General features: G+C 53.1%; 5 protein-coding genes and 2 tRNA genes. 6 read left to right on the top strand and 1 reads right to left on the bottom strand.

Features of this window, described 5'->3' with window-relative positions:
• The 6 genes from Q0L26_RS05470 (at position 1) to Q0L26_RS05495 (ending at position 10,503) form a co-directional block, all read left to right on the top strand.
• Positions 1–77 (top strand) — tRNA-Ile (locus tag Q0L26_RS05470).
• A gap of 55 nt (positions 78–132) precedes the next feature.
• Positions 133–205, top strand: a tRNA-Ala gene (locus Q0L26_RS05475).
• A 136-nt stretch (positions 206–341) separates the two neighbouring features.
• Positions 342–7,463: a glycine-rich protein gene (locus Q0L26_RS05480; RefSeq protein ID WP_296648478.1), complete on the top strand. Its 7,122-nt coding sequence runs from the start codon at positions 342–344 to the stop codon at positions 7,461–7,463.
• A 6-nt stretch (positions 7,464–7,469) separates the two neighbouring features.
• A complete protein-coding gene (locus Q0L26_RS05485) occupies positions 7,470–8,111 on the top strand; it encodes a response regulator (RefSeq protein ID WP_296648479.1) in 642 nt (213 codons plus the stop codon).
• Positions 8,112–8,266: 155 nt separating this feature from the next.
• Positions 8,267–9,904: a hypothetical protein gene (locus Q0L26_RS05490; RefSeq protein WP_296648482.1), complete on the top strand. Its 1,638-nt coding sequence runs from the start codon at positions 8,267–8,269 to the stop codon at positions 9,902–9,904.
• On the top strand, positions 9,901–10,503 hold the full coding sequence (locus Q0L26_RS05495) for a LysE/ArgO family amino acid transporter (protein WP_296648484.1): 603 nt from the start codon (positions 9,901–9,903) through the stop codon (positions 10,501–10,503). The genes Q0L26_RS05490 and Q0L26_RS05495 overlap by 4 nt, the downstream gene beginning before the upstream one ends.
• Here Q0L26_RS05495 and Q0L26_RS05500 read toward each other — a convergent pair.
• Positions 10,504–11,088: arginase family protein (locus Q0L26_RS05500; protein ID WP_296648487.1), on the bottom strand; the 585-nt coding region annotated here is incomplete at its 5' end.

Genomic DNA, 11,088 nt, shown 5'->3' on the forward strand with positions numbered 1-11,088 from the left:
GGGCCTATAGCTCAGGTGGTTAGAGCGCTTCACTGATAATGAAGAGGTCGGAGGTTCAAGTCCTCCTAGGCCCACCAAGCAGCCGCTTCATTAGTCAGAAATGACTGTGAAGCAACAAGTGAAAACCCGCAAGGGGACTTAGCTCAGTTGGTAGAGCACCTGCTTTGCAAGCAGGGGGTCAGGGGTTCGACCCCCCTAGTCTCCACAAACGAAATGCCTCCCTTCGGGGAGGCATTTTGCGTTTTGCCCGGTTGTACGCGTTCGCGCAGCAGGTTCGGTAAACCGAACTCTACCTGGTGCCAATAAGTTCGCAAAAAGGCATGGCAACTTAGACTCGCAACATGCGCCGGGGTAATTCATATGCAGTCAAATTCTTTTCTTCACTAATCGCGTTTTTTCTAGTCTTTGCTTCGGCAACAGTGCTGCTAGACGCCAAGCCAGCAATTGCTGATCCGTGCCCTAGTGGCTGGACTTTCATTGGCGTGAACTGTGAGCGCACATACTTCTATACGGGCGATAAACAAACCTTTACGGTGCCAAACGGCGTTCGCAACATTTCATTCATCGCAGTCGGTGGCCGAGGCTCGTCATCTTCAAGCTTCACTCAAAACCGAAACACCGGAAGCTCTGCCGTAGTCAGCGGTGTCTTGCCAACTACCGGCGGCCAAGTCCTAAACCTTTATGTCGGTGGGGCTGGCGCACCAATAAAAGGTGGCTGGAACGGTGGCGGCGATGGCTCCATTTCGTATTACTCAAGTTCAATGCCGAGCGCTAGTCAAATTCGCGATCCAAACTTCAGACCATCGACTGGTGTTGGCATAGGTAAAGGTGGCGGTGGCGGTGGCGCTTCTGATATTCGAGTCGGTGGAACCGCACTTTCAAATCGAGTTGTAGTTGCCGGTGGCGGTGGCGGTGGCGCGCACTACCTGCAGTGCTCGCCTGCCGGATGGCTATATGCGGGCGACCCAGCTCACCCAGCACAACCTGCATATTGTGGATCATCGATTCTTTATCGCGGCGGCAGTGCATTTGGTGTTGGTGCAACTGCCCCGACGGGATTGAACTCAGAGGGCATGGACCCTGTTCATGTGGGCGCTAACGCAACTGCCTCAGCGGGAGGTGCTCGCGGTGCGCTAGCTCCAGTGTCGATTACATGGATGGGTTGCGACACAACAAACTACTCAACCGCGGGTGCTCTTGGCGTTGGCGGTAATGCCGGTGGACTGCAGCGAAGTTCAGAACCAAACTATCGACTAAACGGCTGGACCTATGAATGGTGCTCTGGCGGTGGTGGTGGCGGTGGCTATTACGGTGGTGGCGGTGGCACCTACGGTGGTGGTGGTGCGGGTTCGTCTTACCTAGCACCGGCAGTCACAGTTAATACGGCGACATTTGATGCTTCATTTGTTAAGCCAGCTGCTGACGCATTCCTTGACGCGTACGGCACAATTCAGCACTACGGATCAAACCCAATCCAAGCGTCACAGACAACCACCATCAACAACCCAATAGCAATTGACGCTCCGCCCTCCGGAGTCAGCGCTGCAAGTGGTCGAATCCGTTTGGCATATCGCGGAACCACAGTTCTTTCGGTTGTTCCTCAGGCAGTGAATGCCGACAAAGAAACCACGAGCAACGCAATTGACTACGTTGTGACTTTCGCAGAGGGCGTCACCGGTTTTGGTCTAGGTAACCTTTCGATTTCAGGCGCAAGTGGGCTGAGCGGAACTTGGACCCCAAGCATCACCTCGGGCACCAGCGGTTCATCCACTTATACAGTGCGACTCTTCAATGGTTCGGCAATTGACGGCCCCGTGACGCTGACAGTTGATGCCACTGGCACGACCTCAGTTTCAAATGTTCCCGGTCTCGGCAACCTGAGTGGCACAGCAATTATCGACACCTCGGGCCCAGCTCTTCAAGCCGGAGTCACAAACCCAACGTCGACAAAGACCGCACCTGTTGTTTACAACTACACATTCGATGAAGCAGTTTCATTCGTTGGTGGCACGCCTGACCTATCCAAGATTCAACTTGATGCAACCGTGGTGCCAACCACTGCGTCTCTCAATAACTGGGTAATCGGAACACCAACCATCGCCGGAAATGTCATGTCTGTGACATTGACGAACCCCGTTGCGCTTACAAGCGCAGACTCAGGTTTACTATCGCTGAAACTCTCACCAGGGTTCTTGCAAGATGCACTTGGCAACCAAACCGCAGCAGCAAGCTCGGCGGCGGTTGAGGTCGACTACTCGGTTCCGACCGTTGTTAGTTTTGCTCCGCCTGCAGACACCAAGGTGTCTGGCTCAACGCGATATTTCAACGCAGCAACAGTTCCTTACACTCTGACATTCTCAGAAGATGTTCGTCACCTGTATGCAAGTAACTACGCAACAGCCACACGCCAATCATTCGCGTTCACTGGCAGCACCGCAACAGGCTGTGTCGCAACACCAGCATCATCATTTACAACCAACAGACAAGTTGTTGTCAATGTAACGGGATGCTCTGAGGGCACCGTCGTTTTGAAACTTCTTGCAAACAGAGTCGAAGACCTTGCGGGCATTAGTGCAACCTATGGTGCCGGAAACGCGCTCGCGGCAGACAATACGGCAGCGACAATTACCAAAGACACAATCGCACCAACTTTTTCTGCGGGCCTTGCAAGCTCTAGCGCAGCAAACGCAAGCACTATCGACTACACGTTCACTTTCAATGGCCCGGTGTATGGCATTCAAGCATCTGATTTGCAGCTAACCGGATACTCGGGCACCACCGGCACTTGGACAAAAACTTTGACGTCTGGAACTGCAGGATCAAGTTCATACACAATTCAAGTTTCAAACGCCGAACCAACCAGCGGCAGTCTTGTTGCATCTTTGCCAGCAGCGGCAGGCACCGACATCGCGGGCAACCCAACTCCGGCCAGCGCTGGCAATGGCGTAGAGCGCACGTTCTACTTTCCGCCAGAGATCACCCTCGGAACACTTAACGGCCTTTCGGCAACTGGTTCGGTGGCACTTGCTCCAAACGCTGAAATAAAGAATCGTGGAACCGGCGCTATCAGTGGCTTTCGCGTTGTTCTGAAGAACTTCAAGGTTGGCGACACGTTGACGAGCACTTACACGCCGACAACTGGTTTCACATCAACACTCACCACATCTGGCACAGACAAGATACTCGAGATTTCGGGATCGCCTCAGATGATTGCAATTGGAACAGCTCAAGCAATTTTGCGCGCTGTTAAGTGGAGCACAACTTCTGCCGACCGCACTGCGCGCACAATTGAGGTCATCCTCAAACCAGACAGCACTTTCTTGTATGACACACGCCACTTCTACAAATTCATTGGCGGAACCTTTACTAACCGAGGCAACGCAAACAGCTCCGCACAGTCGAGTTACTTTGGAGCAGCTAAGGGTTATCTTCCAACCATTCGCTCGGGTGCCGAAAACAGCATCGTAAAAGACGAAGCCCGCGGCCAAGTTATTTGGTTGGGTGCAAGAAACAGTTACGCGAACTGGTCATGGCAAACCTGGTCTGGCGGGCCAGATGACGGCGTTCAATTCTGGGATGAACCGGGCTGGCGCGCTTGCGTGTTCGGTGTCTGCGGCCCTTGGGCCGACAACCTCGGAGTAGGTGGCTCTGTGTCAGGCAGATACAGCAACTGGCAAACCGGCCTGTTCAATGCGCAGATAGAACCGAACAACACCTCTGATGACATGAGCATGGATTCAAACGGTCAGTGGGATGACGGCATCGGCTGGTTCACTAACCCAACATTGGTCGTTGAATACGGTGGCCAAACTATCGGTGACGCTGTATGGGACACCAAGTTGTATAAGTCACAAACTTTTGTTTTCGATTCGACTGCACCAACGCTTTCACTTTCTTCTTCAGCCGACTTAGTTAACAATCGCGCAAGCTTTAACGTTACCGGTTCAGAGTCGATTGATTGTGCATCACTAACTGTGTCTGACCTAACGACAACGGGTATCGATCTAGCAGACGTGCGAATTTCACAGATTGCACCGACCGCCTGTGAAATTTCAGCAGCTCACACACTTACCCCCGGCGTGCAAGGCACCATCACGCTAGCCAAGTCGGGCACCTTCTCGATGACAGATGCAGCCGGCAACGCGCAGACCGCGATCAACGCCTATGCCGTGCAGACAATCACAGCAACACCTGCCGCACCGCCAAGTTCAGCGAGCATTAACAATGCTGTTTCAAACGCGAACTACACACTGGTTCCGCCGAGTTCGGCCACCACTGGCATGACACCAACCGACCCTGGTGCCGCAGCCGCTCTGAACACTGCACTGACCCAAGCAAAAATTGTGGAACCACCAGTGGGCGCGCCAGGCGCGACAGGTTCAAGAAACATTGCGAATCAGCCGTCGGCAACTCGCTATGAACTGACTGACCAAATTGAAGTTATTCAAGGTACCAAGGTTGGTGCCGAATTCTCTGTGGTCTCCGGAAAGGCCGCCACTCACGAAGCTTGGGGTTACATCCGCATTGGCAACGGTGATTGGCTCAACCTCGGCAAGCAATCCCTGACACCTCAGGGCGGTGCCGACTTGGCCAAAATCGGCGCTATGGCCTTCACACAGACCGGTTCTTATCAGTTGAAGATCGTAGTTGTGCCAGTAGGCACAATCATGCCTGCCAGGTTCTTGCCTGGCCTAAACCTAGATCAGCTAAAACCTAAGCCAGCTCAGCCATCGGTTATTCGATTTGGTCGTGCTGCAGTTAGCGATAACCAGCTGCAGGGAGTTGGAGACGACTCATACTTGCTAAGCATCAACGTAATTCCGGCAACAGTAGCTCCAACCGTTGTGCCGGTTGCACCTTATGTTGTTTCGACAACTGCCGCTCCGACAACAGGTGTATTCAAAGCCGGATCAGAAATATCCGTCACTGTGACATTTAGCGTTCCAGTTGATGTTTCGGGAACCCCGCAATTGAAATTCACTTTCGAGGGAGTCGACTATTTCGCAACTTATCAAGGCGGAACCGGAACCACAGAGCTCACTTTCACATACACAGTTCAGTCGAGCCAGAACACAAACGATTTAGATTATGCTTCAGCAACCGCACTTGAACTCAATGGCGGAACAATCGTTGAATCAGTTACATCTGGTGTCGGTGCTAATGCCATGCTTGGTCTCTCTGCTCCTGGTGCAGCCGGATCAATCTCGGCATCTGCTGCCGTAGTAATCGACACAACGTCACCTAAGATCAATCTCTATGCTGAAGCGGCAACTCTGAATTCAACAACATTGCACTTCACTGTTGAAGGTGACACAGACATCGACTGCTCGACATTGTCGACTGTTGCAGGTCACGATTTCACCCTTACGGGCATCGCCTCAATAACTGGCATCGTTCAAACCAGCAACAGAGTTTGCACCATTACGGCAACTTCAAGCGTCGCGCCTGAAACCACCGGACCAAGCACTCTAGAGCTGGCTCCGAGTTTCTCAATTGCTGACACTGCCGGAAACGAGACCGCACCTGCAGACTTGCTAACCACAATTGCATCAATCGATGTGACTGCACCAGCGAGACCAGCTGCTCCTATCTCGACTCCTACGCCTACTCCTACGCCGACACCAACCCCGTCGCCTACGCCTACGCCGACACCAACCCCGTCGCCTACGCCAACCCTGCGCCCGACTCCATCGGCGAGCCCTTCGTCATCGGCTTCATCGACTCCGAGCGTTGCCCCGTCGCCTTCGTCTTCGCCAAGCCCGAGTGCTTCTGCCTCTTCTTCAGGCGCAACCAACGGCGACCCTGGCACTAGCAATGGAGCCGCAGCGCTTGACCCTAGCGACCCGATTGGCTCGCTAGGCAACCTACTGAACCCAGGAAACTTGCAGTTGCCAACCATTGAACCCGGCGCACCAGTTGCGAATCCGGCAATTGGAGCAACGGGCGATGACAGCGCACCTTCTGAGGCATTCGACCCATTCGGCACGGCTGAATCATCAGCAGCGGTTTCCTCAATCGTGACCAGTGCCGGAGCCGTTGTCGCTGCTGTGGCCGCAGTTGCTGGTGCCGCAGCTGCTGCCGGCGCAGTTGCTGGTGCTGCCGGCGCAGCCGCTTCAGGTGCGACTGCTGGAGCTGTTGGAGCTGCTGGTGCAAGTGCCGGTGCCTCTGCGGCTAGTGCTTCTGCAACCGCGTCAGTTGCGGCAGCGTCTGCCTCTGCAGCGAGTTCAGCTTCGGCTGCTTCAACAACTGCTAGTGCGTCTAGCACGAGCTCGATTTCGGCCTCTGGTGGTGGTTCTGCCTCTGGAACCAGTGGATCTTCATCGGGAGGTTCTTCGGCTGGAGTGTCTGCCGCTGTGCTCGGTGTCACCGGCATGCGACGTGCGCAAAACGCGTTGAAGAATTTGGCAAGTGCAGTTGCTCGCGTTTCGCCTTTGCTAGCAAAGATCATCTTGAGCGCTGCCTACTTGCGCAACACAATCGGACGCTTCTATTGGGCTCTGCCTGTTTCTGCAATTGCAATTGCAGTTGTCGCAGCGATACAAAACGCAGACCAGCTATTGCCTCCGGTTTGGCAGTTGTTCATTGTGCTCGCTGTGATTGCGGTCTTTGACTCTCTCTCTGGTGCGGTTGCATTCATTGCATTCGCGTTGATTACCGTCTTTGCGGCTGGAATCAATTCGAACTCTGACTTGGCAGTGCTTGTTGCAATTGCTTTGATCTGGTTCGCACCAGGCATGGTGGCCAAAGCTTTCAGGGAGCGCAGAAATGTTGCTGAAGGAAGAATTTGGGAAACTCTGATTCAAGCAAGCATCTCTGCTGCGCTAGTTGCATGGATAGCCACTTCAGCCGTTTCGAGTTTGCCGGCCATTGCGGGCAAAACATTGGTGGTAGCAAACCACGTTGTTGACTTTGCGATTGCGGTTGCTCTGGCAGCAGTGGTTCGTGTTCTAATCGAAGCGCTGATTGCAAGAACGAATGTCGAATTGCTAGAAGAAAATGTGGTTGCACACACCAGCTGGGCACAGCGCGTTATAAGCCTGCTGTTGCGATTCGGGTTGTTCACTTTGGTGGCAGGTGCCATCTTCGGCTACAACGGATACGTTCTCATCGGAAGCATGCTGTTTGTACTGCCAACAGCGTTTCAGTGGTTTAGTCACAAGTTGCCAAACTTTGTCTGGCTGTGGAAGCTCCTTCCGACTGGGCTTCCGGGCTTGAACCTAGTGCTTGTGATTGCAGGGCTAACCTCGGCATGGGCTGCCGGCACCTTCTCGGGCGAGTTCGCGGCATCGATGACGTTCATGGCTTTGCCTATTCCGCTGCTCGTGCTTGCCGTGATTAAGCTGTTCGGTCGTCACGGAGACACAGCTGAGCGCCCTGTTCAGAAGCAGGGCATGGTTTGGGTCTATCGCATTGGTGGCATCATAATGTTTGTGCTTTCACTCAAACTCATGGGACTTGTCTAACTCGCCATGGCGAGCAACCTGCGCGTTTTAGTTGTCGAGGACGAATCATTCACTCGACAGTTAGTCACAGGCGCGTTGACACAGCAGGGCTTTCACGTTTTTGATTGCGGTTCTGCTGCCGACGCTATGAAGCTAATCAAGTCATCAGAGCCACACGTGCTGGTTTCAGATCTTGACTTGGGCCAGGGCGCAAGTGGTCATGAACTATTGAAAGTTGTCGCGAGAGATTTTCCTTGGATAGGCCTTGTCGTTTTAACCGCTCACAGCAGCCCGCTGTTGGCTGGCTCAGGTGAGCTTCCGGTAGGCGTCTCATATTTGGTGAAGTCTTCAATTGAAAACCTTCAAGACATCGGGCGGGCTGTAAATCAATCAATCTCGCATTTGTCAAATGACGAAGACGAAAATGGAATTGAACGAGACAACAGTGCAGAGTTGGTTATTTCTCAGGCCCAGGCAGAAACTCTAAGGTTGCTGAGTCAAGGACTAACCAATCAAGCGATTGCCGATATTCGTGGCACGAGTCTTCGTGCGGTAGAGAACATGATCAAACGAACTTACATTGCGCTTGGCTTAGAGCACAGCGAAACTCGCAATCTGCGTGTCGAGGCCGTAAGTATCTGGCGCCAAGGTCGAGTGCAAGTCCGTTGAAAAGATTTGCCCAAGTAGTAAACGGGTACCTGTCACAGAATTATTCAGCCAATCCTTGGGTTCTTCTGGCCCTAACGCCATGGATACTCTTTTTTGCTTTTGAGGCGTACTATCCCAAGTCTGACAAAGATGCGAGCTTTGTCATCACAGTGATATTGGTCGCTCACCTGATCGCATCTAGTTCTGCGCTTCTCGGCAACGTCGCGGTTCGAAAGGCTGCGACCAAGCGGCGAGTGATCCTCGTGCTGCTCTCGTACTTGTTCGCAGGCCTGCTCGATTCGATTGTCTTGATTTCGGGTCTTGAGATTGAATGGCTGCCGATGGGTTCGGGATTGTCGGCCTGGTCAGTATTGCTTGTAGCCGGCCCTGTTGCGTCTTCATGGCTGCTCATGGGTCACCTGGCGGCCGGGCTCTTGATTGCCAACGTGAAGGAATACAACCAGATTCACACTAAGAACCTTCAATTGGTTGCGCTCAATTCTTCAGCTCATACTGAGCTTCGCCGCTATCGCGAGAGCCTTGAAGGCGCAATTGCAGGTCGAATTCAGAAAGTACTCGACCAAATTTCAGAGCAGTTGGCGAATTTGCGGGTCGTCTCTAATCCCGCACTAAGTATTGAAGTTGCCAGCAACGTTCGCAAGTTGAGCGAAAACGAGGTTCGTCTCTTCAGCCACCAACTTTCTGGGGCGAATGAGACCGAACTCGTTGTTCCCGAGGCGCGCAGCCGATTCTCTTGGGCTGGTTTCGTTAAATTTGGTGGCGACTATTCTGCAAACCTAGGTTGGGTCTTTGCAATTGGGTCTTTGCAATTGATTTCACTCGCACTTGCCATCGGCGATCTGCTCACGACCGCAATCGCTGCAGCCACATTGGTGATTGGCTTTCCAGTTTTGCTAATGATTGACAGATTGAGGTTGATGGCAATCACCCACATTCCTCAGAATTTGAAGATTGTGAGTGCTCCTTTTCAATATGTTGCAGTCTCACTAATAGGAATGCAAATAGTTCGACCTGTAACAGAATCTTTGCCTAGTGTTCAAGCAAACCTAGACACCTTCGCGCTAGCTGTGCCAATCGGTGCGGTCAGCATTTGGTTTCTGGTTTTTCTAATTCGTGGTTTCAGCTCGTCTTATCAAAATAGAGTTGCTCAACTAAGCGAAGCTTCTGCAGAACTCGAGCTGTCTCTCGTCAAATCGCGAGCAGAACTCAATGCCGTGCGCACTCGCCTGGCGAAATTACTGCACGGATCTGTTCAAGGACGATTGGCTTCTGTCTCACTTGCTATTGCCGCTACTGCAGATGAAAACTACAAAGATGAGTCGGCGCAGCTCATGGGCCGCGCAGCGCAACAGTTGGAATTAGTGAGGGCAGACTTGCTAGAGGCTTTCAGCACTAAGGAGGTTGCTCAAGACTTCAGCTCGCAACTCACACACTTGACTCAAAGTTGGCTTGGATTGGTTGAAATAGACCTTGAATTGCCCGCAGAAATCAGGGCCCGGATTGAAAGCTCCAAAGGTTTGACTGTCAGGGTTTCAGAGGCGATTCAGGAGTGCTTAACCAATGCCGTTCGTCACGGCAACGCCAGGGTCGTGCATTTCTCATTTAGCACTCTGAACGATTCATTAGTGTTGACAGCCACCAATGCCATCTCTCAACCAACAAGCGCTGCAAACCCTGGCTTGGGGTGGCAACAGATGCTTGCTGGTGCTGATTCAATCGAAACCGCAGTCGAAAATGGCATGTTCACGGTGAAACTAACTTGGGGAGCTCAGGCCGCTAGCCTAGAGCGATGATTGCGTTTCTGCCCGGCTTTTTCGCCGGTCTCAGCCTCATTGTCGCTATTGGCGCACAGAACGCATTCGTCATTCGCCAGGGTCTAACCCGTCAGCACGTTTTCATCGTTGTCGCCATTTGCGCTCTGTGTGACGCAGCACTTATCGCACTCGGCATCGCCGGTCTCGGTGCAATCATTCAAGGGTTGCCCTGGCTTCTCGAAATTATTCGATGGTTCGGAGTTGCCTATCTAACCTGGTTCGGCATCAAGAGCGTTCGCTCAGCATTCAAAAACGAAGTCATGGATGTCTCTGGCGATCAAGCGACTTCGCGCAAGAAAGTTGTCGCGGCTGTTTTGGGCTTCACACTTCTGAACCCACACGTCTATCTAGACACAGTAATCTTGCTCGGCAGCATCAGCAATCAGTTTGCAGACAAGTGGGCCTTCGGTTTTGGTGCGATGAGTGCGAGTGTGCTTTGGTTTTCATCAATCGGTTTCGGCGCGAAAGCCGCTTCACGATTTATGTCGAAGCCAATCTTTTGGCGAGTGCTCGACATAGCTATCGCTTGCATCATGTTCTCGATTGCCTTCTATTTAGCAATCGCGAAACTTGCCTAATTAGCGAGTAGCTAAACCGGCAGCTGCTTCGAGAATAAGCAACGCCGCAAGACGAATGGTTCGATCGTCTGGCGCATCTTTGGTCGCATCAATTTCAGTGATGTCGAGTGACTTCACCAGAGAACTCCATCCGGCAAGGTAGGCAAACTGTCGAAGCTCGTCTGCGCTGATGCCACCAGGTGCAGCGGCCGGGCAGGCCGGCACCTCAGCGCGATCGCAAACGTCAACATCGAAATCCACATGGATGCCCGCACCGCCAGCACCGGCAACCGAGATTGCCTCTGCCCAGATGTCTTCGATTGATCGCTTGCGAAGTTCACTGCGTGGAATCACGTGAATGCCGAGGTCTTGAGCACGCTGCGCGTACTCTGGCGAGTTTGAAAAGTCGGCGATGCCAATCTGCACGATTCGATGGGGGTTTAGCCCGGCCTCGATTAGGCGTCGAACCGGCGAGCCATTGCTGATGCCGTCGCGCAGGTCGTGGTGGGCATCGAGGGTAATCAGGCCAGCACCCGAGAGGTCGCCACCAAAGGTGCCGCGGGCTGCGGCAAAGGTGACCGAGTTGTCGCCGCCAAGCGCGATTGC

It is taken from the genome of Rhodoluna sp. (assembly GCF_024641065.1).
Lineage (GTDB): Bacteria > Actinomycetota > Actinomycetes > Actinomycetales > Microbacteriaceae > Rhodoluna.